This is a genomic window from Pontibacter brevis (assembly GCF_054779655.1).
Genome location: NZ_BAAGXV010000016.1, coordinates 1 through 26304, shown reverse-complemented (window position 1 = coordinate 26304; position 26304 = coordinate 1). Strand labels below are relative to the sequence as shown.

At 51.1% G+C, this 26304-nt stretch carries 22 protein-coding genes; 9 read left to right on the top strand and 13 right to left on the bottom strand.

Going from position 1 to position 26304, the window contains the following annotated elements:
- Positions 1–57: 57 nt before the first annotated feature.
- Positions 58–1380 (bottom strand): amidohydrolase, encoded by a 1323-nt coding sequence (locus ACYVB1_RS04160; RefSeq protein ID WP_460920885.1) that lies wholly within the window; start codon positions 1378–1380, stop codon positions 58–60.
- A gap of 502 nt (positions 1381–1882) precedes the next feature.
- Between ACYVB1_RS04160 and ACYVB1_RS04155 the strand changes: the two genes are divergently transcribed.
- The gene (locus ACYVB1_RS04155; protein ID WP_460920883.1) at positions 1883–2482 is read left to right on the top strand and encodes a porin family protein; all 600 of its coding nucleotides are present in this window, start codon (positions 1883–1885) and stop codon (positions 2480–2482) included.
- Between the two features lie 145 nt (positions 2483–2627).
- On the opposite strand, the gene ACYVB1_RS04150 is transcribed toward ACYVB1_RS04155, so the two are convergent.
- Positions 2628–4154: an AbgT family transporter gene (locus ACYVB1_RS04150; RefSeq protein WP_460920881.1), complete on the bottom strand. Its 1527-nt coding sequence runs from the start codon at positions 4152–4154 to the stop codon at positions 2628–2630.
- Between the two features lie 151 nt (positions 4155–4305).
- Here ACYVB1_RS04150 and ACYVB1_RS04145 point away from each other — a divergent pair, with 151 nt between their 5' ends.
- Positions 4306–5211, top strand: a complete 906-nt coding sequence (locus ACYVB1_RS04145) for a S66 peptidase family protein (protein ID WP_460920879.1) — start codon at positions 4306–4308, stop codon at positions 5209–5211.
- 14 nt (positions 5212–5225) lie between these two features.
- On the opposite strand, the gene ACYVB1_RS04140 is transcribed toward ACYVB1_RS04145, so the two are convergent.
- On the bottom strand, positions 5226–5933 hold the full coding sequence (locus ACYVB1_RS04140) for an endonuclease III domain-containing protein (RefSeq protein WP_460920877.1): 708 nt from the start codon (positions 5931–5933) through the stop codon (positions 5226–5228).
- Between the two features lie 236 nt (positions 5934–6169).
- On the opposite strand from ACYVB1_RS04140, the gene ACYVB1_RS04135 reads away from it, so the two are divergent.
- Positions 6170–6859, top strand: a complete 690-nt coding sequence (locus ACYVB1_RS04135; protein WP_460920875.1) for an MBL fold metallo-hydrolase — start codon at positions 6170–6172, stop codon at positions 6857–6859.
- Between the two features lie 190 nt (positions 6860–7049).
- Positions 7050–7724, top strand: coding sequence for a DUF2238 domain-containing protein (locus ACYVB1_RS04130; protein ID WP_460920873.1), 675 nt, complete (start codon positions 7050–7052; stop codon positions 7722–7724).
- A 101-nt stretch (positions 7725–7825) separates the two neighbouring features.
- On the opposite strand, the gene ACYVB1_RS04125 is transcribed toward ACYVB1_RS04130, so the two are convergent.
- From ACYVB1_RS04125 to ACYVB1_RS04095, 7 genes are all read right to left on the bottom strand, one after another.
- Positions 7826–7960, bottom strand: a complete 135-nt coding sequence (locus tag ACYVB1_RS04125; protein ID WP_460920871.1) for a hypothetical protein — start codon at positions 7958–7960, stop codon at positions 7826–7828.
- Between the two features lie 258 nt (positions 7961–8218).
- Positions 8219–8926: an OmpA family protein gene (locus tag ACYVB1_RS04120; protein ID WP_460920869.1), complete on the bottom strand. Its 708-nt coding sequence runs from the start codon at positions 8924–8926 to the stop codon at positions 8219–8221.
- 320 nt (positions 8927–9246) lie between these two features.
- The gene (locus ACYVB1_RS04115) at positions 9247–10002 is read right to left on the bottom strand and encodes an OmpA family protein (RefSeq protein ID WP_460920867.1); all 756 of its coding nucleotides are present in this window, start codon (positions 10000–10002) and stop codon (positions 9247–9249) included.
- A gap of 244 nt (positions 10003–10246) precedes the next feature.
- Complete coding sequence (accD, locus tag ACYVB1_RS04110; protein WP_460921109.1) at positions 10247–11155, bottom strand: acetyl-CoA carboxylase, carboxyltransferase subunit beta; 909 nt, start codon at positions 11153–11155, stop codon at positions 10247–10249.
- A 154-nt stretch (positions 11156–11309) separates the two neighbouring features.
- Positions 11310–12368 carry a class I fructose-bisphosphate aldolase gene (locus tag ACYVB1_RS04105; protein ID WP_460920865.1) on the bottom strand — a complete coding sequence of 353 codons (1059 nt, stop codon included), beginning with the start codon at positions 12366–12368 and terminating at the stop codon, positions 11310–11312.
- A gap of 539 nt (positions 12369–12907) precedes the next feature.
- Entirely contained in the window at positions 12908–14125 is a 1218-nt protein-coding gene (locus ACYVB1_RS04100) for an amidohydrolase family protein (RefSeq protein ID WP_460920863.1), read from the bottom strand.
- Positions 14126–14216: 91 nt separating this feature from the next.
- Positions 14217–15518 carry an amidohydrolase family protein gene (locus tag ACYVB1_RS04095; protein WP_460920861.1) on the bottom strand — a complete coding sequence of 434 codons (1302 nt, stop codon included), beginning with the start codon at positions 15516–15518 and terminating at the stop codon, positions 14217–14219.
- Between the two features lie 174 nt (positions 15519–15692).
- On the opposite strand from ACYVB1_RS04095, the gene ACYVB1_RS04090 reads away from it, so the two are divergent.
- The gene (locus tag ACYVB1_RS04090; RefSeq protein ID WP_460920859.1) at positions 15693–16355 is read left to right on the top strand and encodes a hypothetical protein; all 663 of its coding nucleotides are present in this window, start codon (positions 15693–15695) and stop codon (positions 16353–16355) included.
- 121 nt (positions 16356–16476) lie between these two features.
- Here ACYVB1_RS04090 and ACYVB1_RS04085 read toward each other — a convergent pair whose 3' ends face one another.
- From ACYVB1_RS04085 to ACYVB1_RS04075, 3 genes are all read right to left on the bottom strand, one after another.
- Complete coding sequence (locus tag ACYVB1_RS04085) at positions 16477–17490, bottom strand: M28 family peptidase (RefSeq protein WP_460920857.1); 1014 nt, start codon at positions 17488–17490, stop codon at positions 16477–16479.
- On the bottom strand, positions 17480–18976 hold the full coding sequence (gene cysS / locus ACYVB1_RS04080; protein ID WP_460920855.1) for a cysteine--tRNA ligase: 1497 nt from the start codon (positions 18974–18976) through the stop codon (positions 17480–17482). Before cysS ends, ACYVB1_RS04085 begins: the two co-directional genes overlap by 11 nt.
- A gap of 110 nt (positions 18977–19086) precedes the next feature.
- Positions 19087–20226, bottom strand: a complete 1140-nt coding sequence (locus ACYVB1_RS04075) for an endonuclease/exonuclease/phosphatase family protein (protein ID WP_460920853.1) — start codon at positions 20224–20226, stop codon at positions 19087–19089.
- A gap of 348 nt (positions 20227–20574) precedes the next feature.
- Between ACYVB1_RS04075 and ACYVB1_RS04070 the strand changes: the two genes are divergently transcribed.
- The 4 genes from ACYVB1_RS04070 to ACYVB1_RS04055 form a co-directional block, all read left to right on the top strand.
- A complete protein-coding gene (locus ACYVB1_RS04070; RefSeq protein ID WP_460920851.1) occupies positions 20575–21045 on the top strand; it encodes a ribosome maturation factor RimP in 471 nt (156 codons plus the stop codon).
- A gap of 7 nt (positions 21046–21052) precedes the next feature.
- The gene (gene nusA, locus ACYVB1_RS04065) at positions 21053–22306 is read left to right on the top strand and encodes a transcription termination factor NusA (protein ID WP_460920849.1); all 1254 of its coding nucleotides are present in this window, start codon (positions 21053–21055) and stop codon (positions 22304–22306) included.
- 119 nt (positions 22307–22425) lie between these two features.
- Complete coding sequence (gene infB / locus ACYVB1_RS04060; RefSeq protein WP_460920847.1) at positions 22426–25515, top strand: translation initiation factor IF-2; 3090 nt, start codon at positions 22426–22428, stop codon at positions 25513–25515.
- 287 nt (positions 25516–25802) lie between these two features.
- Positions 25803–26304, top strand: a 502-nt coding sequence (locus ACYVB1_RS04055) for an IS110 family transposase (protein ID WP_460920845.1), incomplete at its 3' end; no start/stop codon positions are given.

Here is a 26304-nt window from a genome sequence, read left to right as displayed (position 1 = left end):
TAAATGCCGGCATCGGTCGATGACCTCGCGCGCCCCTTACACGAAACAGTTACTTTCTTACTTCCCAAACAATTCCAGCGCAGCGGCGCTCATTGCTTTTACACCTGTTTTAATGGTTGGCTCCGGTAGTGGCGCAAACAAAGGAGAGTGCAGCGACGGCAGTGCTTCTCCTTTCTGTTCAGCCGCCCGCACTTTGGCCGGATCTACGGCTCCTAGCCAGAACATGCAGATGGGCACTTTCTTGTCTTGGCGGCCAAAGCGGCTGAAGTCCTCCCCCACCATATTAGGCGGCATTTCTACAAGATTCTCTTCTCCGAAGCTTTTCTTTAGCACACCCACAAGCCTCTTCGTCAGGGCAGGATCGTTGATGGTGGCCGGTGTCTGTGGGTCGCGGATGCTGATAATGGGCATTTTGTTTTCAGGCAGACCGGCAGACTCTGCCAAGTTCTGGCTGATCCGGCGAATGGCGGCAATAGTTTGCTCCCGCACCTCGTCTGAGTAAGAGCGCAGCGTCAATTGCAGCTTTACTTCGTCCGGGATAATATTGTGTACGGTGCCACCGTGTATGGAACCTACTGTTACCACGGCCGGAGCAATCGGATCTAGTGTGCGGCTGACAATAGTCTGGAACGCCATCACCATCTGCGAACTGAGCACGACCGGGTCGATGGTGGTGTGTGGCGCGGCACCATGGCCACCCTGCCCGAATACGGTGATGTCCATCATATCCACACTGGCCATGAAAGCGCCTTCGCGGTAACCGATCTTGCCGGCTGGCAATGAGGCGTTGTCGTGCATGGCAATGGCATAATCAGGTGTGGGAATCTTATCATACAGTCCGGCCTTAAACATCAGGTCTGCCCCAAACCCGTTCTCCTCCGCCGACTGCGCCACCATCACCAGTGTGCCTTTCCATTTGTCTTTTGTATGCACCAGTGCCCGTGCCGTTCCGGTAAACACCGTCATGTGAATGTCGTGCCCGCAGGCATGCATCACGTTTACTTCGTTGCCTGCTGCGTTCACGCCCCTGGCTGTGCTGGCATATGGGAGGCCTGTTTTCTCCTCCAGTGGCAGGGCATCCATATCAGTGCGGATGAGGACAGTAGGGCCTTTTCCGTTCTTCAGCACCCCCACCACGCCATGGGCGCCCATTTTCTCCATCACCTCAAAGCCGAGGCTCTTCAGTTCCTGTGCCATCACCTGGGCAGTTTTCTCCTCCTGCAGCGAGAGCTCCGGGTTCTGGTGAAGCTGCTTGTAGAGCTTGTCCAGCGATGCATAATTTTTATCAGTATAAGCGCTGGCTTCTTTTAGTGCAGGAGACTGTGCATAGCTGATGCCGGCAGAAAGGGCCAGGCCCAAGAGTAAGGAAATTTTCTTCACGGGTAGCAAAATAGATTGAAGCGTAATTTACAGCTTTACCCCGACATTCACCACCTCGCCGGAAAGAGATAAGCAGCCACACTTAAGACTGTGGAATCAATTTACATGTTACAGCACAAATCAGAATATAGCTCAAGCTCCGCTTTTCCCACCTATTTCGGGCAAAGGTTAGAACACATCTTTTACTGCTGCCTTTGCCTTATGGCATAGTTGGCATAGCCCGGCTGACAAGTGCTTTTTACTGTTCGTCTATACATTCGCGCAAGTGGCACTATAAAGCAGCCGCTTCGTCTAAATTAACATATACAGTGCTGTTAAATCGCTACTTTTGTTTGATTCTAAAAGCAACGGTGTACTTGTTTAAGGTGAGATGTAAGTAAGTTACCTACCGTTAAAGTTCAGAAGCCGCACCCGGTTGGGGGCGGCTTCTGTCTTTTCATACCATTTGCTGCTCTCCCAGCGTTATGTTCTGAAAAAAGCACCTAAACAAAACGCAGGAACTATGAAGAGACTGGTGATGATAATGGCCTTGCTGGCTACCAGTGTGGCAGCAAGGGCACAACTACAGGCGGGTGTGAAAGCAGGGCTTAGCACCGCAAACGTGGAGATACAGAAGCTCCGCAACGACCCGTGGCAGTATACCAAAGCAGAAAATGTGACCGGGTACCACGCCGGTGCGTTTGCACGCCTCCAGGTAGCTGGCTTTTTTGTGCAGCCGGAGGCTATATTAACTTCCACAGGCGGCAGAATAGAAGTATCAGGTGCCGACAACATGGGCGTACGGGTGGAGGATTTTAAATTCAACCGCCTGGACGTACCGGTTATGGTGGGTTATAACTTCCTGAATGTGCTGCGTGTGCAGGCCGGCCCTGTATCCTCTACCCTGCTCAGTGCCAGGCAGGAGGGGCAGGACATCAAGCAGTACATGGAGAATGCTGACTGGGGCTTCCAGGCTGGTGTAGGAATCGACATCGGCAGCATGACAGCTGATGTGCGGTACGAGCGCATTAACCGCCAACTCACGAACACGGCCCAGCAAACCGGCATGGAGGTGCATAACCAGCAGTTCATTTTTAGCCTGGGCTATAAACTGTTCAGGTAAGGCTGGGCGACCAAAAGGCAGAAGCCGCAGGTGGTTACCACCTGCGGCTTCTGTGCTTAAATATGTCATACAACAGAATCTTCTGTACACCCCAGCGTATGGCCTGAAGTCCTGTGTCTTTTATCCTGATACGCTGGTGCAATGATCAGGGCATGTACATGTCTGCACCCGGACCGATGGGCAGGCCCAGCAGAATCCAGAGAATGAGCAGCACAACCCAGCCAATGAAGAACACCACCGAATAAGGCAGCATCGTGGAAATAACCGTACCGATACCCGCATTCCTGTCATAACGCTGTATGAAGGCGACAATGAGGGCAAAATAAGACATCATCGGTGAAATGATATTGGTTACGCTGTCGCCGATACGGTAGCCTACCTGCGTGAACTCCGGTGTATAGCCCAGCAGCATAAACATCGGGATAAAGACCGGCGCCATAATAGCCCACTTCGCGGAGGCAGAACCCATCACCAGGTTGATGAGAGCGGCCACGATGATGAACGTGATCATGAGCGGGATATCACTCAGCCCCAGCGTTTTCAGCACATCAGCTCCGTTAATAGCCAGAATCAGCCCGAGATTGGTCCAGTTAAAGTAGGCAACGAACTGCGCCGCAAAAAAGACCAGCACAATATAGGAGCCGAGGGTTTCCATTGATTTGGCCATGCCCCGCATTACATCGCTGTCGTTTTTAATGGTTCTGGCACCCACACCATAGGCTATACCCGCTATACCTGCCAGCAGGAAGATGAACGCCACGATACCAGACATGAAAGGCGAGTGCAGGATCTCGTTTGTCTCCGGGTCGCGTAGGTAACCGTTCTCCGGAATAAGCCCTCCCAGAATAAACGCCGTCATCAGCAGAATGGCAATGGTGGCGTAGAGCAGCCCGCGCTTTTCCTGTGCATTCAGCCTGTCGATGCTTTGCGGCTTTTCATCTCCCTCATACTCCCCCAACCTTGGTATCACAATTTTTTCCGTTACCCAGGTACCCAGGGCGGCAATGATGAAAGTGGACACAAACATAAAATAGTAGTTCGCCGCCGGGTTTACGGCATAGTTGGGGTCAATGATCCTGGCTGCCTCTGTAGACAAGCCTGCCAGCAGCGGATCGACGGTACCCAGCAAAAGGTTGGCACTGTAGCCACCCGACACCCCGGCAAACGCTGCCGCCAGACCGGCCAGCGGGTGGCGACCTGCCGCCAGGAAGATAACTGCAGCCAGCGGCACCAGCAGCACATATCCTACCTCTGATGCAGTGTTAGAGATAACCCCGGAGAAAACGATGACAAACGTAAGCAGGCGCTTCGGCGAGGACAGCACCACCAGGCGCAGCACCGCCCCTATCAGGCCGGTGCCCTCTGCAATGCCGATACCTAACAACGACACCAGCACCGTTCCCAGCGGCGCAAAACCGGTGAAGTTGGTGACCATGCGCGTCAGGATCATGTGCAGGCCCTCAGTGGAAAGCAGGTTTACCGGCGTCACTGTCTCGCCGGTTCCCGGGTGCACCACGGCCATGTCGAAGAGGCTGGCCACCCACGATAGGATAACCACCAGCACGGCAAAGCCGGCAAAAAGCGTGGCAGGGTGCGGCAGGGCATTGCCTATGCGCTCTACCACGGATAAGAACTTGTCGACGCCTGATTTCTTCTGTTGTAGGTCAGCCATAAGAACAGTTTAGGTTTGCTTCTCAGGAGTGTTGCAGGTTAAATGCTTCACCGCCCACTTCCAGAGGTTCCGAATTTGGCCAAAAAATGGCTGCGCCGCAAATTTTATCTTAAAAGCCCTATATTAGCCTTTCGTCCTGACATACTTGCCTATGATTCCTGCTTTACGCCCCGGCGACACCATCGCCATCCTTGCCACCGCCAGAAAAATAACTTTACCTGAAATTGAATTTGCCATCCGCACTTTCGAGCGTTGGGGGCTGAAGGTAGTGCTGGGGCAGACCATAGGCGCCAGCTACAATTATTTTGCCGGCGACGACGCTTTGCGCCTGCAGGACCTGCAGCAGATGCTGGACGATGAGCACATAAAAGCCATTGTGTGTGCCCGCGGCGGCTACGGCACCACTCGCATCATAGACCAGGTGGATTTCACAAAGTTTCAGCAGCACCCAAAGTGGCTGGTTGGCTTTAGTGATGTTACCGCCCTGCATAGCCACATCCATACCCTCGGAATTGAAAGCGTACACGCCATTATGCCCTTGCTGTTTCCTAAAGAAGGTACTGCCAGTTCCATCGAGACACTCCGGAAGGTATTGTTCCGGGAAGAGCTGGCGTATACCGTTGCACCCCATGCCCTTAACCGCACCGGTACCGGGCAGGGGCAACTGATTGGTGGAAACCTTTCGATGCTGGGAACCCTCACCGGCACCCGCTCAGAAAGCAGCACCGCCGGTAAGATCCTGTTCCTGGAAGACCTGGACGAGTACCTTTACCACATCGACCGCATGATGGTGCACCTCGACCGCAGCGGTAAGCTGGCCCAACTCTCCGGCCTCATCATCGGCGACATGAGTGATATGAAAGACCCAGCCTTACCGTTCGGCAAAACGGCTTATGAAATTATCCTGGAGCACACGGGTAAGTACAATTACCCTGTCTGCTACGGCTTCCCGGTGGGGCATGAGCCGCTGAACCTGGCATTGGTCTGTGGCAGGGAGGCGAAACTGGAGGTAAGTGAACAGGCTGCGGTGTTGCGTTATGTGGAGGACAAGGCCTAAGCTTTTCTGGACTTCTACGCCGCCTGGTCTGTTCCCTTCTGCCGCACATCCTGATAATAGTTACAGATGCTGTTGAGCACACATTCCTCACATTTTGGGCTGTAGAAAGTACAGATGCGCTGGCCGTGCCAGAACAGGTGCTTGTGGAAGTTGAACAGTTCTACAGCATCCTGCGGCAGCATCCGGAGGAGCAGTTCATGCGCCTTGTTGGCTGTTACCTTCGCCCCGATTAACCCTACCCGCTGGCTTACCCGGAACACATGTGTATCTACAGGCAGCACGGGTTTCTTAAAATTGAAAAGCAGGAGCAGCGTGGCTGTCTTCAGGCCTACACCCGGCAGATTCGTCAGCCAGTCCATGGCCTCCTCCACCGGCATGTCCTTCAGGAAGTTGATGTTAATCTCGCCCCGTTTCTCTTTTATGGTGCGGAGCGTCTGCTGTATCTGCGGCGCTTTCTGCCCGGGGTAGCGCGTGGTTTGCACAGCATCTGCCAGTTCGTCTACGTCTGCGTTCATCACGCCTTCCCAGTCGCCGAAGCGCTCCAGCATGGTGTAGTAGGCTTTTACTTCGTCGGCGTGGTTGGTGCGGTGCGAGAGCATAGTGGAAACTAGCTCGTGCATAGGGTCGCGGCGGCTGTTCAGTTCCAGGCGCTTGTAAGCCTCATTCAGCAGCTCGTGCGTCATCAGGGTCTTGTCTTCCTTCGGCAGTTTGTGGGCATCCATAGGCTAATCTTTCTCTTCCCCTACTTTACGGCAGCGCCTGCACCACTGTTCTTTTTGAATATTTCGCAAAAGATACCTCCTTGCCATTAACTTTTACCGCGAATTCAGCCCATTTACTATAAGGTCTGCAATAGTCCCTTAAAAAATATAACTATATACACAACTATTTTCACCCCTTTCCGCTATATGTCTTAATCTGTTCAATGCAGCCTATGTTGTCACATTAACGAACGTGTATGCAAATTAAATTTTTAGGGACTGGCGGAGCTTTTGATACCGACTATCGTAATTCAGCGGCAGTACTGGAGTTTCGGGGTATCAACCTGTTGATTGATTGTGGGTTTACCGTGTTCCCTACATTGGTGGAAAAGAACTTAACACAGAAAATAGATCACATCATCCTCACACATTTACACAACGACCACTGCGGAAGCCTGGCAAACCTACTGCTTTACAAACACATTGTAGAGAAGAGCAAGCGCCCGGTCATCCTTTACCCATCCGAGCAGTTTAAGCAGCAGCTTTACCAGTTCCTGCAGATACAGGTAAAGGAACCTGATAAATATGCTGAGTTTGTACCGCTAGACCAGGTAGAGGGCATTATACCTATCGATACCTATGGACAACACTCGGAGGGACTGCAAACCTATGCCTATATTTTTGACAATGACAGCCGCATTGTGTACTCCGGGGACCTGAGCAAGCCTGAAGTGCTTTTCGAAAGACTGGAACGGCTACCAGAGAAAAAAACGGCTGTCTTCCACGACATCACCTTCAATTCTGATAACACGGGCCACACCTACTACAAAAAGCTGCTGCCTTACATTAACGGCATTGACATGTACGGCTACCACTGCGACCCTACCCAAAGCCCACAGGATAATCCTATCAGGCTGGTATTCTACGAGAAAGCCCTGCTGGCGTAGCTGCTGCTGCCTTTGGCCTTTAAAAGCAAACCATGCCTTTTAGCAAAGTAGCAATTTAAAACAGCTGTTGCTGATGTGCAAGGTATTGTAAAAACGAAAGCGCCGGACACACAGCAAGTTATGCGCTGGAATGCTTGCGCTCTAAAACCTATCTTGTGATTTAAGGTTATCGCTGCAAAACAAAAAGCTTTTGCCTGAAGTACCAAAAGTTACCATGACCGCGAGACCAGATGCCCAAAGGCCTTTTCTGAGCCAACCCCTGCATATAGGCTATTGCCTGCTGTTTGCCGGGTTCTGGGTTTACACAGGACTCACCACGCCTGACCTGATGAATTGGCTGCTGGAGAATACGCTCACACTATCTGTAATCATTTTTCTGGTGGCGTTTTACCATATTTTTCGCTTTTCAGACACCAGCTACACGCTTATATTCCTGTTCCTGCTGCTGCATGTCTATGGCAGCCAGTACCAATATGCCGATAATCCGTTTGGCGAGTGGCTTAAAGAGCAATTTAACCTGCAGCGGAACCACTACGACAGGCTGGTACACCTGGGCTTTGGCCTTTTACTGGCTTACCCTATACATGAGGTACTGGCTTACGGCTTTAAAATAAGGCCCTACTGGTTGAGTTTTCTGCTCCCGGTAGAGCTTACGCTGTCACTCAGTGCCCTGTATGAGCTGGTAGAGTGGTTTGTGGCTGATATAGCATTTAGCGGCACAGAGCAGGGCATGGATTTCCTGGGAATGCAGGGCGATATCTGGGATGCGCAAAAGGACATAGCCTTAGCGTTTGTGGGTAGTTTAATAGCAATGGGAGTAGCTTTTGCCTTAAAGCGCCGGCGGCTCTCCAAAGAAGGGACCTAAGAGAGGCAAGTGCTGTCTCTTAAACGGGAAACAGGAATACCAGGCTTCTTTGGGCATTTCACAAGATCTGCCGCTTACATTCGCTCCCCTGAGAGAAACAATTATTTAGTACCCGCTGCAGTTCCTGTTCCGGTAATGGTAGTGACAGCGGTATCACCAAGCAGGCACTCGCAGGCGCTAAAGAAAGCGGTAATAAACATGCTCAGCAATGCCATGTACAAGAATTTCTTAATCATACATTTATTTCAGGTATGTTCTGATACAGCTGTCAGGCTACAGAAAAAATCACTGGCACAAAGACTTTTACGCACCCTGGTTGTAGCCTGAAACACTTCACAAAAATAGCATAGCCAGCACTTAAAATCCTTCCTTATCGCCAGGAAAAGATAATGTTAACCTATATCAACAACAGGTGGTGCGCTGCCGTAATGCCAGGTATAAAAAAAGCCAGCCGCACCTTAGGTACGGCTGGCAAAAGATCGAAACTCAGTTCCTTATTTCAAATCGCCTCGCTCTGCGGCTTTCTTCATTTCCTCATTTGCAAAGATGGCAATCTCTACACGGCGGTTCTGCTGACGTCCGGCTTCGGTAGAGTTGTCTGCAACCGGCTGGTCAAAAGCATATCCCTGAGTGGTCATGCGGCTGCGATCTACGCCCATAGAGGCAGCGTAGTCCGCCACTGCCTGTGCACGGCGCTCAGAAAGGGGCTGGTTGATTTCACGGGAACCTGTGTTATCTGTATGCCCTTCAATCAGGATGTTGGTATCAGGATACTTTTTTAATGTCTCAGCTAGCTGTGCAATTTCTGTCTTGGCAGCTGGCTGCAGCTGTGCAGAGTTTGTCTGGAACAGGATACCGGAGTTGAATGTTACTTTAATACCCTCGCCAACACGCTCCACTTCCGCATTCTCCAGGTCACGGCGAAGTTCCTCTGCCTGCTTATCCATTCTACGGCCGATAACGGCACCTGCAGTACCACCCACAGCAGCACCAATAATAGCACCTGCGGCGGTGTTACCAGCTACTCTACCAATTACACCACCTACCACGGCACCAGAACCGGCGCCAATTACACCGCCCTTTGTAGTGTTACTCGTGCCTCTGCGCTCAGAGGTAGTACCTGCCTGCTGCGAAGTATTACACGAGGTGAACAACAAGCTAAATATGGCTAATATTGAAAGGTAAATTCTAAAGTTTTTCATGATTTTCATTTTAAGTAAATTTTTTGAACAACGAAGTTCAGTGCTAAATACTACTCCTTCTTTTAAAAAATGTTCCGTTTCTGTAAGCTTCTCCGCTTATCAATCAGCACTTAAACGACTATTCCTCCTAAAGGTTAGTGCTTTAGGCGTATTATACATTTTTATATTTAACGTTCCTGCTATTTACAGGTTTTAAGTACCTGGCTACCGAAAGCTTTGCCTGGCATCGCAAACTTATAGGGGGCAGCGGTAAAAAAGCAGCGCCCGCCAACTTACGTTAAACGGACGCTACCCAAATTGAAAACAGGAAGTAATAGCAATTATTTCAGCGCACCGCTTTCGGCAGCTTGCTTCAACTCTTCGTTGGCAACAATGATTATTTCTACACGGCGGTTCTGCTGACGGCCTTCTGCCGTTGTGTTATCAGCAATAGGCTGGTCGTAGCTATAGCCTTTCGCCTGCAGGCGGGAATGCTCCACTCCTAAGCTGCGTGCATAAGCAGCCACTGCCTCTGCACGGCGCTCTGACAGCCTTTGGTTCAGTTCATAAGAACCGGTATTGTCTGTATGTCCTTCTATGATAACATTAGTACCCTGATAGTCTTTGAGTGTTTTCGCCAGTTTCTCAATGTCTCGCTTCGCATTGGCACTCAGTTCTGCTGAGTTCACCTGGAAGAGAATACCGGAGTCAAAGTTTACACGGATGGCTTCGCCTACGCGCTCTACTTTAGCGCCTTCCATGGTCTTCTCCAGTTCTTCCGCCTGCTTATCCATGCGTCGGCCAATTACGGCACCCGTGGCACCACCTACGGCTGCACCTACTATGGCACCGGCAGCTGTGTTACCTAATCTGTTGCCGATAAGGCCACCAATCACAGCGCCACCACCAGCTCCGATGATACCACCTTTTGTGGTCTTTTTCATACCGGGTTTGTCGGTCTCAGCAGTCTCAGCGGTTTTGGCTTGTGTAGTTGTTTCGTAGTCTCCGGAACCTGCTACTGGTGCTGTGGACTTGCAGGAGGCAAACAGCATGGTAGCGGCTAAAAATGAGCTAAGTGTTATGTTTGTTAATTTCATGGTCTGTATTGTAAAAGTTTGGCTAATATTCTTTTGTTGTTTTGATGTTACTAAACTTATGAAGCATGCTTAGCACACCAATTGCAACTCTCATGCCAAAACGCCACGCCCCCTGCTATTAATATTTACTTGGTAATATATTTTTCTGGTCTTATAAAGGCTTTTCGTATACAGCCCTGAAAATGAGCGGGGTCTGCTATTAAAAAAAATAGCAGACCCCGCTGATTAAATATAGGCTTACGCCTTAAGATGCTGGTGCAGTTTTACGCTTCCTGGTTTTTTCGCTTTTAGCTTTTTCTTCCTGAGCAGACGGCATCACCATGCTCAGCAGGTCTGTCAGCTTTTGCTTCATCGCCTTACGGTCTACTATAAAGTCAAGGAAGCCATGCTCCAACACAAACTCAGCACTCTGGAAGCCTTTTGGAAGGTCTTTCCCAATTGTTTCTTTGATTACGCGTGGGCCGGCAAAACCAATCAGAGCACCTGGCTCAGCTATGTTAAAATCCCCTAGCATGGCATAGGAGGCTGTTACACCACCCGTGGTCGGGTCTGTCAGCAAAGAGATGTAAGGCAGTCCCTCCTCAGCAAGCAGGGCCAGCTTAGCAGATGTCTTGGCCATCTGCATCAGCGAGAAGCCTGCCTCCATCATACGCGCACCACCTGATTTAGAAATCATCAGGAACGGCGTGCGGTTTTCGCGGGCATAGTCGATGGCACGGGCAATCTTCTCCCCCACCACTGAACCCATAGACCCGCCGATAAAGGCAAAGTCCATGCTGGCAATGGTGATGTCTTGTCCATTCATTTTACCATAGGCAGTGCGAACGGCATCTTTCAGACCGGTTTTCTTTTCCGTAGCGGCAATCCGCTGTGGGTACGGCTTTGAATCCACAAACTCAAGTGGGTCTCCGGATGTCAGGTTTTCATCCAGCTCTGTGAACTCATTGTTGTCAAACAGAATGGCAAAATACTCTTTCGAGCCAATACGATCATGGTAATCGCATTTCACGCAGGTGTGCATGTTCTTGCGGTGCTCGGCCATGCTGGTAACGGCTTTGCACTCCGGGCACTTGTACCACAACCCATCCGGTGTCTCCTTCTTCTCCTCTGTGGGCGTGTGAATTCCTTTTTCAACTCTTTTAAACCAAGGCATCATAGACAAAAGCGTGCTTGCCGCACTTTTAAATGTTGGGTATTATTCTTTGCCGGCAGCAAAGTATAAAGATGTATGCCTGCCCCAGCCCTTACAAAGGCTTTTAAAGAGGCAGGCTACAAAAATATGTAATTATCAGCAGTTGTGCTACAAATTATGCTATTGTGATCTCTTTTGCCAGATAAACGTCCTGAACCGCATTCAGCAGCTCCACACCTTCTGCAAACTCTCTCTGGAAAGCCCTTCGCCCCAGAATCAGGCCTGTACCACCGGCACGCTTGTTTATAACAGCTGTTCGTACAGATTGCTGCAGATCAGACGCTCCCTGCGATTCGCCGCCCGAATTGATGAGACCGGCACGGCCCATATAACAATTGGCCACCTGGTAACGGCAAAGGTCAATCGGATGGTCGGTGCTCAGTTCAGAATACATTCTTTTATCAGACTTGGAGAAATTGATGGCGGTGAAGCCTCCATTGGTTTCAGGTAGTTTCTGCTTGATGATATCTGCCTGAATAGTTACCCCAAGGTGGTTGGCCTGCCCTGTCAGGTCGGCCGCGACGTGATAGTCTTTTCCGTCTTTTTTGAAGCTGTTGTTGCGGGTGTAGCACCACAGGATAGTGGCCATACCCAATTGGTGCGCCCGCTCAAAAGCCTCGGCCACCTCTATAATTTGCCGCGACGACTCCTCCGAGCCAAAATAAATAGTAGCTCCCACAGCCGCCGCACCTAAATTCCAGGCTTCATCCACTGATCCAAACATGATCTGGTTGTACTTGGTAGGATAAGTCAGCAGTTCGTTATGGTTAATCTTTACGATAAACGGAATCTTGTGCGCGTACTTCCGCGACATCATGGCCAGGTTTCCAAAGGTGGTGGCCACTGCGTTGCAGCCACCTTCTATTGCCAGCTTCAGGACATTCTCCGGGTCAAAATAAATAGGGTTCGGGGCGAAGGAAGCGCCGGCGGTATGCTCAATACCCTGGTCAATGGGCAGTATTGAAATATAGCCTGAACCAGCCAGGCGGCCATGATTGAACAGCTGTTGCAGGTTGCGCAGCACCTGCGGGCTCCGGTTTGTCTGGGCAAATACCCTGTCTATAAAATCAGGCCCCGGCAAATGCAGCTGTTCTTTGCTGAAGGTTTTACTTTCATGCTGCAAAAGGCTGTCCGCATCCGAGCCAAGCATCGAAACAATGTTATCGTAGGTCATCTGTCTTAAATTTTTGAAGTGGAAGCACTATGATAGGTTAGCGTTCATAAATACAGAAGGTGCTGCGGGTGCATATTCCTGTAGCCGGACAAGACTGATGCTATCATTGCTGCCTGGCTTGTGGAGGAAGCTATCTGGAATGGCTTCCTCCAAGCTATACTATGGACCGCCTAAAAAGTTACCCGGCAACCACAGCACCAGCAACTTATAGTCAGCACTTAAATAGCTAGCAGTCAGCTATCACCTAAAAAACTGCGGACAACAACTTCCCCGTTAAGCTTCTGCCGCTTTGTCTGTTTCAGAAGGATGCGTTCCGGGTGCGCTGCTGTGGCAGGGAGTGCCATGTGGCAGGAACTAAAAAAGAAAAGCCCCTCAATAGGTTGAGAGGCTTTTGGTTGATTAAAGTCAATATTACAGGCCCTTTACGCAAAGGGTCTTCTGACAGTAGACATACATATACTTGTAGCTTTATGACGTGCGGTGGATGCAGGCTTACTACCTGCTGCTTTAACACTGTGGTATCAGATTGCTTCTTCTTTTCAGTGGCACTCCTGGCTCACCACCTTACCGTCAATAATCACGGCGCAAACATGAGTGGTGTATTCAAAAGGGTCGCCGTCAAACAGCACGACATCAGCGTCTTTGCCTTTTTCCAGTGAGCCGACGCGCTGTTCCAGGCCAATTAGCCTGGCAGGCGTAGTGGTAACGGCAGCCAGGGCCTGTTCCGGGCTCATACCGTTGGCAACGGCTACGCCAGCCTCAAACAGCAATACGCGTGCGCGCGGCACATATGCCTCAAACCCGCTTTGGATAGCAACAGGCACCCCGGCTTTAGCCAGCATGCCGGCTGTTTCAAAAGATATATTTTTGTTATCCCCTCCAGCCCGGGCCATAGTAGGGTGCAGAATAACAGGAACGCCTGCGGCCTTTATTTCATCTATTAAAAGATAAGCCTCCGCGCCTCCATCCAGTATCATATCGAGGTTAAACTCCTTTGCCAGCCTTAGGGCCGCCATAATATCGTTGGCTCTGTTCGCTGTAACAAGGGCTTTGTACTTTCTGTCCAGCACACCAGCCAGGTACTCCAGCTTCAGGTTGCGGTCCGGACGTTTACTTATGTCCGCATTGGAGGCCTTTCTTGCGTAAGCCTGCGCTGCCTGCAACTCTGCCCGCAGCATGGCCATGCCTTTCGCCGAGGTTTTAGGAGAGTTATAGTTCTCTCCTACCGTAGCCCCAAGCGTAAAGGCGATCATTTTTGTGGTATCCACCAGCGTGGCAAACCCGTCCGGCGATGTTTTTATCGTCATGGTCTGGCCGCTTACCAGGGCACCCGGTCCGTGGCCGGTGTTAATAGTCGTAACGCCATGGTTGCGCACCCACTCTACCAGTTCCTCCTGCGGGTTATAAGCGTCGAGGGCACGCAGTTCCGGCTGAATGGGAGCTGTTTTCTCCAGTTGCTGCTGGTCGGACGGAATGTTGTAAATACCTGCCAGGCCCACGGAAGTATGAGCATCCACAAAACCCGGTGTTACTACTTTTGCAGTGTAGGTTGTGTACCCCTGGGGCACCTGCACAGTATTGGCAGCACCTACCGCTTCTATCTTGCCATTGTTTATCAGCACCACGCCATTTTTCACAGGCGATCCGGCCATGGTATAAACCGTTTCGCCTTTGATGGCAATCTGCGCCTTCGCCTGCGGCATGCCCAGTATGGCCGCCGCAAACACGGCAGCGGCCAGTTGTATATTTCTTTTCATTTAGTATTCTGGAAGTTATTTAACAAGTGGCGATGAAAGCATTCAAAACCCCCTCTCCACCTCATAGCTCTGAACTTTAACTTTTAGCTTGTTAATGCGCGTGGTAGTGAAGTTCTCCATCGTAGGCATTGTAACCGCCGGTGGCAAAGGCTTTGTCTTCAGGCTTGCTGAAGTCGAAGCGTTTCTGCCCCTCTACCCACGTTTGCTCTACCCGGGTGTATACACTGAAAGGCTCCCCGTTCAACACAATGAAGTCAGCGTCTTTGCCTTTCTCCAGCGAACCCACACGGCTATCCAGTTCAAGCATTTTAGCACCTGCAATGGTTAGTGCCTCCAGCGCTTTCTCCTTGCTCATACCTGCCCGCACGCCCAGGGCGGCACCACGTATAAACAGGCGGGAGTCTGTAATACCATCATCTGTATGGAAAGCTGTGAGCACCCCGGCTTTTTCCAGCACGGCTCCGTTGGCATTGCTGATCTCTACCGCTTCTGTTTTACCGCCCGGTGAGTCGAGGGTGATGATAGAAGCCGGCACCCCGGCTTTCGCAATCTCATCCGCTGCTTTCCAGGCCTCGCTCACGTGGTGCAGCACCAGCTTAAAGCCGAACTCTTTCTGCAGCCGAAGGGCCGTGAGAATATCGTCGTAGCGGTGTGTGTGGAAGTGAACGATGCGCTGGCCGTTCAGCACCTCCACCAGTGGCTCCAGTTGCGGCTTGCGCTCCGGCATTTTATCGGTTTTGGCTTTGGCTGCCTTCACTTTGTTATTGTACTGCTGCGCATCCAGGAACAACTGACGCACCATGGCTGCCGACTTGGCTCTTGTACCCGGAAAGGGAGCCGCTTTCATAGGGTTGGTACCGTTGGCCATTTTCATGCCCCCGCAGATACCGTTCGTTACATCGTCGCAGAAGGTCAGATCGCCAATGGTTTTGCCCTCCCGCATTTTCAGGTAAACGGTTTGCCCGCTCATCAGGTGGCCGGAGCCAGGCATCACATTCACCGTGGTAATGCCCCCTGCCAGCGCACGCTTAAAGGTGTCGCTCATTGGATTAATGCCATCAATGATGCGCACATCTGGGTGCAACGGCGCAGAGGCATCTCCGCCCGAACCCTCGCCCAGGTGTGAGTGCGTGTCCACCAAGCCTGGCATCATCACTTTTCCTGTCATGTCGAACTCTACGGCACCTTTGGGCACCCGCACTTTATCAGCGGTACCCACGGCTGTTATTTTACCGTGCTGCACCACCAGTACACCGTTCTCAATCGGCTGCCCGGCTATAGGAATGATTCTGGCGCCCCTGAAGACATGCGGCTGCTCCTGTGCCATTGCCGATCCGGCGCCCAGTAATACTGCGAGTCCAAAGGTGGCCAACAATCGCTTATTGGTTATCATAAAAGTATAAGGGTGATAGTATAGGTTTATTTAGCCACACAACTTAGCCATTTTATTTTTCCCGTAAAACAACAGGTGTTAATTCCTGTTCATGTTCCTGCCAAGCCTGTTAATATCCTAAGCGCCTGAACTGCGTTATTAAAAGGACAGAGAATAACCTAACCGCAATAAACTATGAAAACAACGATGAACTCATTCCCCCAAAAGCTCTTGCCCTACGTTACTGCTTTAGTCATAGGCTTCGGTGTTTATGGCTGCGCCGCCTCCACAGAAGTAACAGGTTCCTGGAGGAGTCCGGAAGCCACTACAAAAACTTACAATAATGTAGTAGTAGCCGCCATGACAGACAATGTGCAGGCGCGCCAGGTAATAGAGGAGCAGATGCAAAACCAGTTAGCGCAGCGAGGTATAAATGCTACCAAAAGCATTGAGCTTTTCCCACCTTCTGCCAACAGGCAGGGCGGAGACCCTGATGTGATGCTACAGCGCATGCAGGGAGAGGGCTATGACGGCATAGTTACCGCAGCCGTGGTAGACCAGGAGACGGAAACACGCTATGTGCCCGGAAACTATGGCTATGCCCCAGCAACCCGCTTCGGCTGGTACAATTCTTTTAGAGGCTATTACGGGCACATGTCACCGATGGTGTACCAGCCCGGCTACTACACAGAAGACAAAGTATATTTTCTGGAGGCTAACCTGTATGATGCCCAATCAGAAAACCTTGTCTGGTCGGCACAATCCCGATCCTACGATCCAGGTACCGTTACCTCATTCGCTGATGAATTTGCGGAAGTAACGGTGAAGCAGATGGCAAGAGACAACATCATTCCTTAAGTACAGGCAAACACCGGGTACAGGAATGATTCTGTACCCTTCTGCCACCGCTTCCTGCACCGCGCTATAAAAGCAGAAAGGCATCCTTTAGGGGATGCCTTTCTGCTTTTATGAGGTTTGCCTACTCGTTGTATAACACATGCAGCACCGTTTGCCCTACTGCCTTTAGGGTGTTTTTGCTGATCACATCCAGGTTATCGCTGTGGCGGTGATGATAAGGGCCAAAGTAATCGCCGTCGGCGGCATTCATGTTGTACTCAATGATGTCAATCATGCGGATATTCCCTAGCCGGTTCACATAGTAATGATCATCTATGATAGCCGGCGCATTCACGTACTTAAAGTAATCAGAATAGCCAATTTTGTTACCTGCTTTCCACACCTTGTTTACAACTTCGCGGGCAAACTGCATGGAGTGGCCCTCGCGGGCAAAGCGGGCATTCTCGGCCCCCACCATGTCCAGCAGAATGCCATAGTTGGCCCTGTAGTTGGGTACGTGCTTGTTCTGGCTCCAGTATTGTGAGCCAAGGCACCAGGTGTCATCTTTGTAAGGCAGACTACTGTCATCTGGCTGCCCATAGTCTTCTCCGTCAAAAAAGATAAGGTCTACGCCCACATCCGGTTTCTGCTGTGCCTGATGTATGGTTCTGGCAATTTCCAGCAGCACACCAACCCCACTTGCACCGTCGTTGGCGCCTGCAATTGGTGAGTCTGGCTCGTTCTCGTCTTTGTCCGCAATAGGGCGGGTGTCCCAATGAGCGGCCAGCAACACACGGTTGGCAGCACCAGGATTGTAAGAAGCAATTACATTGCGCAGGTTCAATGTGGTGCCATCGTAAGCCTGCATCTGAAACTTCTGCTCTTTCACCTCTGCGCCATACTCCTTCAGCTTCGCCACAATCCACTCGCCGGTGGCATAGTGCGCCGCCGTATTGGGTACACGGGGTCCAAAGCTTACCTGCTTCTCTACAAGGGCATAGGCAGTGTCAGCATTAAAAGCGGGTGCCTGCACTGTTTCGGTTTCTTCCTCTCCTACCCTTACCTGTCGCGCCGCGCCGTTGTCGGCTGAGTCGCAGGAGTAAAGGGCGAGCATTCCGCATAATAGCAGTGCCAGCATGTTCAATTTATTCTTCATAAGCCCAGTCAATTCCTGTTTTAAGGTCTTTGATCACAATGCCTTGCTTTTTCAGCTCAGCCCGTATCACATCAACCTTGTCGTAATGTTTGGCCTCTTTGGCCTCTTTGTAAAACTGCAGCACCAGATCCAGCATTTCCGCCGCATCCCCCAGTGCTTCTTCCTGCAGCCCCAGCACGTTCAGCACCAGTTCCTGGTAAGTATCCCGGACGGTATCAAACGTACCCCGCTCCAGCTGCTCCATTTTAATCTGACCCAGGTTCAGGCTGTTGATTTTCTTCAGCAGGTTAAACAGCGATGCAATGGTACGGGCAGTATTCAGGTCATCGTTCAGCCCCCTGTAGCAGTCCTCCGTCAGCTTCAGTAGTTCCTCGTTCAGTTTGGCATCTGGCTCAACAGCCGCTGTGTCCTCCGGGTACTTCAGCTTTTTCAGCACATTCAATCCATTCATCAGCTTGGTGTAGCCTTTGCGGGCAGCCTGCAGTGCCTCATTGCTGAAATCGAGGGTGCTGCGGTAATGCGCCTGCAGTATGAAAAAGCGGATGGTCATGGGGCTGTAAGCCTGCTCCAGCATCTCATGGCTGCCGCTGAACAGCTCGCTCAGGTTGATGAAGTTACCCAAAGATTTCCCCATCTTCTGCCCGCCTACTGTAATCATGTTGTTATGTACCCAGTAGCGGGCCCCTTCACCGTGTTCACAACTGGCCTTGTTCTGTGCTATCTCGCACTCATGGTGCGGGAACATCAGGTCCAGTCCTCCACCGTGTATATCAAAGGTTGTGCCTAAATACTTGCGGCTCATGGCAGAGCACTCCAGGTGCCACCCGGGGAAGCCATCGCTCCACGGGGAGGGCCAGCGCATGATATGTGTAGGAGAAGCCTTTTTCCAAAGGGCAAAATCTACAGGCGAGCGCTTTTCATCCTGCCCTTCCGTGTTGCGGGTATTCCCCAGCAGGTCCTCAATGTTGCGCCCTGACAGCTTGCCGTAGTTATGGTGCTCGTTATATGCCTTTACATCGAAGTAGATAGAGCCGTTTACCTCATAGGCAAGTCCGCTGGCGAGTATCTCCTGTATCATCTCTATCTGCTCGATGATGTGGCCGGAGGCACGTGGCTCAATGTCCGGCGGCAGCACGTTCAGCTTGCGCAGTTCTTCATGGTAGATGTTGGTATAGTGCTGCACCACTTCCATTGGCTCCAGGTGCTCTAACTTGGCTTTCCGCTGTATTTTATCTTCGCCTTCGTCGGCATCGTTCTCCAGGTGGCCCACATCGGTTACGTTGCGCACATAGCGCACTTTGTAGCCCTGGTTCTTCAGGTAGCGGTATAGGATATCGAATGTAACGGCACTGCGGGCATGGCCCAGGTGCGGCTCTCCGTAAACGGTTGGTCCGCAGACATACATCCCTACAAAGGGAGCGTGCAGCGGCTCAAACACCTCTTTTTTTCGCGTCAGCGTATTGTACAGGTTCAGTTTCTGTTGCATGATAATCGAATATAAGCACCAGCAGGTGCAGCCACATCGGGCACAGTGGCCAGGTAATTCTGGCCGTTTAATGTTTCAAAACTATAAATATTGCCTGCTATCTCCTAACGCTACTCTCCCTCCTTTGGCTCCACGATATACTTAGCCGATATCGGGAAGTGGTCTGACAAAGCCATTTCATAGTGCGTCTCAAACTCGTATGCCCGAAGCCCCTCAGAGTAAAATTGGTTGTCGATCCGTAAAAAAGGCAGCGGGCCGTTATAGGTAGCTCCCAGGCCACTGCCTGCTTTCACAAAAGCATTGCTCAGCTCTTTGGCCAGCTCATTGTAAGTATAGCTGAAAGGAATGTCGTTGTAATCGCCGCTAATAACGAACGGGTACGGGCAGTTCCTGAAATGCTCCAGCAGCATCTCCACCTGGTAGCCGCGCGCTATAAAGCCTTTCCGCAGGCGCCGCGCCAGGTTGCGTCCTTCTCTCCTAAAGCTTTCCTCGTCCGTTCCGATAGAGGTGTAAGTGTTCTCTATGTCCTCTGCTTTAATGCTCATAGACTGCAGATGGGCGGCATACACCCGCACCGTATCCCCGTCCATATCCAGGTCTGCCCATATGGCCCGGTTGCCGCTGGATTTCTCGGAAAAATGAATGACGCCTTTGTCTACGATAGGGTATTTGGAAAAAATGGCCACTCCCAAGTCACCGTGCTTACGGCTGGAACTTGCTGCGGAGAAGAACTCCACTTTACCGTGGCGTGTGCCTATCCTGTTAATAATGTTATAATTATATTCCTTAGACTTAGGGTTGCTGAAAAATTCCTGCAGGCAATACACATCTGCCGGATGCCCCGCTACCCAATCTACCATTTCAGTGGACACGCCCGCGGTCCGCCTTTCTTTGCCTTCATAGGCTGTAAACATATGGGTATTCAGGCTCATCACATGCAGGGTTTTAGCGTCCTGTGGCGGCAGCTCCTTTACCAGGCCCAGCGGTACCAGGCGTTCATAATAGCTCCAGCCCAGCACCATCACCGCAAGGGGCAAAGCCACATACCAGGAGCGGCGCAGCGCCCAGTACACGAGGAACAGGAAGTTTAGTACCAACGCTCCGGGCAGCGAGAATGCCACAAAGCCCGCAGGCCAGAATTTATAGGGCGGCACCTGCATACACAGCACTCCCAGCAGCAACCACAACACTACTGCAATGTTGAGGAAGAGCCATATGCGTGTGCGTATTTTTTTGAAGGTATCAGACACAAGAGCAAACTTACGAATTATGACAGTATCTATTTCTATCCCACGCCTGAAGACACAAGATATTATGTTGCCGCAAAACAAATTTTGTTCCCCGGCACACTATCTCAGCACTGCCCGAACTAAATTACAGCAGCGCCTGTTACATACCAAGGCCGCGCTTTAACAGGCCTCCTGCACTGCCGGGCTTTTGCCATCGCTTCCTTGTAATTAAGTGATTCTGATAATTTAATACAGGCATTGGCAATACGCTATGTTGTTTATCTAAGGATTTTGTAGTAAATTTGTGCCATTATTTCCAAGGAGATGAGGGGACACGGGGTCCCCTTCTTTATTTCTTAACCGTTTGCTATGGCACTTACTGAAACAACCATAAGAAAAATGGCGGAGACGAGCCTGCCGGAGCAAGACCTGTTTATAGTGGATGTGGCCGTGTCTGACTCGCCCCGCCCTAAAATCACGGTGCTGGCCGATGGAGAGCAGGGCATCACGATAGACCAGTGCGCCACCATCAGCCGTCGCATTAACAAGCAAATTGTGGAAGTGTTTGGCGAGGAGTTAAGTTATGTACTGGAGGTAAGTTCACCTGGTTTGGACTTTCCGCTGACACAGCCACAGCAATTTAAACGTAATATAGGCCGTAACCTGAAGCTAAGGCTGCAGGATGGCAAAGAGAAAACAGGAAAGCTGGAGGAAGTTACTGAAACCGGGCTTAACCTGTTGGAGGAAGTTAAACAAAAAGGCAAAAAGGCAACGTATGTGCCTGCGCAAATACCTTTCGGGGAGATTGTAAAAGCAAATGTTGTAATATCTTTTAAATGATAAAATAATGAACAGTTCAGTCCTGATCGAGTCGTTCTCCGAATTCGCGAAATTCAAGAACATTGACCGCCCGACCATGATGCGCATCCTTGAGGATGTGTTTCGCACCATGATTCGTAAAAAGTGGTCTACTGACGAGAACTTTGACATCATTCTAAACGTGGAAAAGGGTGACCTGGAGATTTGGCGTAACCGCGAGATTGTGGACGACAACTCTGAAGACATCTGGGACCATGACAAGATCAGCCTTTCTGATGCCCGCAAAATTGAGCCTGACTTTGAGGTAGGCGAGGAAGTATCAGAAGAGGTGAAACTGGAAGACTTTGGCCGCCGCGCTGTACTCACAGCCCGCCAGACCCTGATCCAGCGCATCAAGGACATGGAGAAAGAACTGGTGTTCCAGAAGTACAAAGACCAGGTGGGAGAAATTATCTCCGGCGAGGTATACCAGGTGTGGAACCGCGAGGTGTTATTACTCGACCAGGAGGAAAACGAGCTATTGATACCAAAGGTAGAGCAGATACCCAAAGACCGTTACCGCAAAGGTGATGTAGTAAGAGCGGTGGTGCAGCGTGTGGAGATAGTAAACGGTAACCCAAAGATTATCCTTTCCCGTACATCGCCAGCCTTTTTGGAGCGCCTGTTCGAGAACGAGGTACCGGAAATTTACGATGGCCTGATTGCCATCAAGAAAATTGTACGTGAGCCAGGTGAACGCGCCAAGGTAGCAGTGGAGTCTTTTGACGACCGCATTGACCCGGTAGGAGCCTGCGTAGGCATGAAAGGTTCCCGCATCCACAGTATCGTGCGCGAACTGGAGAACGAGAACATTGACGTCATCAACTATACCGAGAACCTGGAGCTTTATATTCAGCGTGCCCTTAGCCCGGCTAAGATCAGCAGCATGAAGATAGACGAGGAAAACGGACGTGTGTCGGTATTCCTTAAACCAGACCAGGTATCGCTGGCTATTGGTAAAGGCGGCCAGAACATCAAACTGGCAAGCCGCTTGGTGGGCCTTGAGATCGACGTGTTCCGTGAGTCTGAGACATACGAGGAAGACATCAGCCTGGAAGAGTTCTCAGATGAAATTGAAGATTGGGTGATTGCAGAATTGAGACGCATTGGCCTCGATACAGCGAAAAGTGTGCTGGCTGTGAGCAAAGAAGATTTGCTGCGCCGCACAGAACTGGAAGAAGAGACGATTGAGGATGTGTTCTCTATCCTGCGAGAAGAGTTGGAAGAAGAAGATAACCAGTAGTTGCGAGTTGCGCTCTGTTCGTTTAATTTTGAAAGAATTACAGCAGAGCGCGGCTTTTAGTCTCTGACAAAGCAACTATATTTTTTACACAGAAATAAAAGACAGCATATTAGAACAAAATGGCAGAAGAAAAAACAAGGAGGCTCAAACAGGTTGCAACTACATTGAACATTGGTACTACTACCATTGTGGACTACCTCTCTGCTAAAGGTTTTGACGTGGACAATAAGCCCACTACCAAAATCACGGCAGAGCAGTTCAGTATGCTGGCTAAAGAATACGCTTCTTCTATGCAGGACAAGCAGGAGGCGGAAGAAATCAATATAGGCAAGAAGCCGCAGAGCAACCAGGTAATTGAGTCTGAAAAGCATCACCCTGAACCAAAGAAACAAAGCGAGCCTGAGCCGGAAATGTTGATCAAGAACAGCAACCAGCCCAGGCCGGCAGCGCCTGCACCTCAGCCGGAAGCGCCCGCTGAGCCTGCTTCCAAGTTGCCTGGCATTAAAGTGTTAGGCAAGATTGAGCTGGATGCCAAAGGTCGGCCTGTTCCGAAAAAAGCGGAACCTGCACCAGCACCGGCGCCGGCAGCTGCATCAGCTCCTGAACCAAAACCGGAACCAGCACCTGCGCCGAAGGCAGTCGAGAAGCCTGCTGCAGAAGCGCCACAGGCACCGGCACCACAGGCCGCTGCACCTGCGCCTGCACAACCTGCTGCACCGGCACTAGAGAAAACAGAAGCTCCAAAAACACCGGAGGCTCCTGTTACACCGGCACCACCAGCTGCCAAGGCTCCAGAGGCTCCTGCCAAGCCAACAGAACCGGAAGCACCTGCTGCACCACAACCTGCGAAGCCTGCAGCTGAAAAACCAGCCGCAAGCGCTCCGCAACAGCCAGCACCAGAGAAGGCGCCTCAGCAACCGGCCTCTCCTGATGCAGCGAACGACCAAGAAAATAAAAAAGACATAGAAAAGATTTCAGGAAGAGCAGACCAGTTAAAAGGTCTCACTGTACTTGGCAAAATAGAGTTGCCGACAGAATCGCGCAGAAAAGGCTCTAAGCCTGTGGCGTCATCAGACGACAAGAAAGGCAAGAAGAAAAAGCGCAAACGCATTATTGTAGGCACAGAAGGCCAGCAGGGTCAGGCACAAGGCCAGGGACCCGGGCAAGGCAATCAGCGCCCTATCGTGCCTTCGCAGCAACGAGGCGGCGGCGGAGCTCCCGGAGCACGCCCTCCAAGAGGTGGCGGCAAAGGTGGGCAAAGACCTACCACCCCAGCTAGCAGACCGGCAAAAGCAGAGGTTACTGATAAGGAAATCCAGGAGCAGATTAAAGCAACGCTGGCAAAACTTAGCGGTGGTAAAGGTGGCAGTGGCAACCGTGCCAAGTATCGTCGTGAAAAGCGTTCAGCTGTGGCTGATGCCAACGAAGAGCGCCGTATGGCGGAGCAGGCAGAGTCAAAGACACTGCGTGTAACAGAATTCGTGTCAGCTAATGACCTTGCTGCCCTGATGGATGTGAGCGTGAACGACGTCATCAAAGTGTGTATGCAGATGGGCATGTTCGTGTCCATCAACCAGCGCCTTGATGCAGAAGCCATCACGGTGATTGCAGATGAGTTTGGCTACGACGTTGATTTTATCACAACAGAAGAAGAGCAGGGGCTCGAAGATATTGGAGAGGAGAACGAGGAGGATCTGGAAGAGCGTGCACCAATCGTGACCATTATGGGTCACGTTGACCACGGTAAAACATCCCTGCTTGACTACATCCGTAACGCAAACGTTACAGCCGGTGAGGCCGGTGGTATTACGCAGCACATTGGTGCTTATAAAGTTAAAACTGAGAGCGGCCGTACTATTACCTTCCTCGATACACCAGGTCACGAAGCCTTTACGGCGATGCGTGCCCGTGGCGCCAAAATAACAGACGTTGTTATTATCGTGGTTGCTGCTGATGATTCGGTGATGCCTCAGACAAAAGAGGCCATCAATCACGCACAGGCAGCTGGCGTACCGATTATCATTGCGCTGAACAAAGTAGATAAGCCGAACGCTAACCCGGATAAGGTTAGAGAGGAACTCGCCCAGATGAACATTCTGGTGGAAGAGTGGGGTGGAAAATACCAGTCGCAGGAAGTATCCGCTAAAACAGGCCAGGGTGTTCCGGACCTACTAGAGAAGGTACTTCTTGAAGCCGAAATTCTTGAGTTAAAGGCTAACCCTGAACGAGCCGCAATCGGTACCGTTATTGAAGCCTCCCTTGACAAAGGCCGTGGTTATGTAGCTACCGTGCTGGTACAGACAGGTAAGCTGAAGATTGGCGATGTTGTACTGGCTGGCTCGCACTATGGTAGAGTAAAAGCCATGACCAACCACCTGGGTAAGAAAATGAAAGAAGCAGGTCCGTCTACACCGGTGCAGTTGCTTGGTCTGGATGGAGCACCACAGGCCGGTGACAAGTTCCTGGTAATGGAATCAGAGCGTGAGGCACGTGAAATTGCCACAAACCGTTCACAGGTACAGCGTGAGCAGAGTTTACGTACCCGAAAGCACATCACACTGGATGAGATTGGTCGTCGTCTGGCTATCGGTTCGTTCAAAGAGCTTAACGTAATTGTGAAAGGTGACGTGGACGGTTCCGTAGAGGCACTTGCTGACTCCCTGTTGAAGCTGTCTACACCTGAAGTGCAGGTAAGCATCATTAACAAAGGAGTGGGTGCCATCTCAGAATCAGATGTACTCCTGGCTTCGGCTTCTGATGCAATCATCATTGGTTTCCAGGTGCGTCCTTCGCAGAATGCACGTAAACTGGCAGAGCAGGAACAAATTGATGTACGCCTGTATTCTATCATCTACGACGCCATAAACGAGGTGAAAGACGCCATGGAAGGTATGCTGGCGCCAACACTGAAGGAAGAGATTACGGGTAACGCACAGGTGCGTGACGTCTTCAAGATAACGAAGGTGGGTACCATTGCAGGCTGTATGGTAACAGACGGCAGCATTCAGCGTAACGCCAAGGTTCGCCTGGTGCGCGATGGCATTGTAGTGCACGATGGTGAAATACTGGCACTGAAGCGTTTCAAAGATGATGTATCGGAAGTGAAACAAGGCTACGAGTGTGGTATCAGCCTAAGAAACTACAATGATATAGAGGTTGGCGACGTGATTGAGGCCTACGTAGAGAAAGAAGTAAAACGTACGCTGTAAAACAGAGCATATAGATAAACAAATCGCCCCAGCTGCAAACGCGGCTGGGGCGATTTGCTTTAAAACGTGTATGTTGTATTGTAGCTCCTGTGTTCTTTGTTCTAATGCTGTTCGGTATGGGCAACTCGCGACACAAGGCCATCAACTTAAGGTGAACAGTTACCAGACTGTCATCCTATCTTGGCCAAAGTTTCTGCAAGTGCAATTGTGGGATTCCAAGAGAAGGTTTGTCTCTGTAGCTTTAAGGGCAAAAGAAGAAGGGGAAAAGAGTAAGGCCGCTTCNAGGATTGATAAGAGAGAAAAGCAGTTCTTCTTCCAACTCTTCTAAACACAAAGATATGGAATCTGCTGAAAAACAATTAGCGTACGTGGGCATCGACATCTCCAAGGACTTCTTCGATGCGGCCCTGCCTGCAGCGGGAAAACACCGCCACCTGCGGCTGAGCAACGACAGGGCCGGCTTCGAGCAGCTGCTGCTGCAGATAAGGGAGGCCCCGGCCTGCTGTGTGATGGAGGCCTCAGGCCCCTACTACCTGCGCCTGGCCAGCTTCCTGTGTGAAAGGGGCGTGAGCGTGTCAGTGGTCAACCCGCTGTCGGTGCGCCGCTTCTGCCAGATGCGCCTGACCAGGGCCAAGACAGACAAGAAGGACGCCGTGATGATTGCCCAGTACGCCAAGGCAGAGCGGCCGGCAGCGTGGGAGCCGGAGGCGGCGCACGTGCTGGAGCTCAGGCAGCTGCAGACGGTGGCAGAGGGGCTGCAGAAGACCTTGCACCAGCACGCACGGCAGC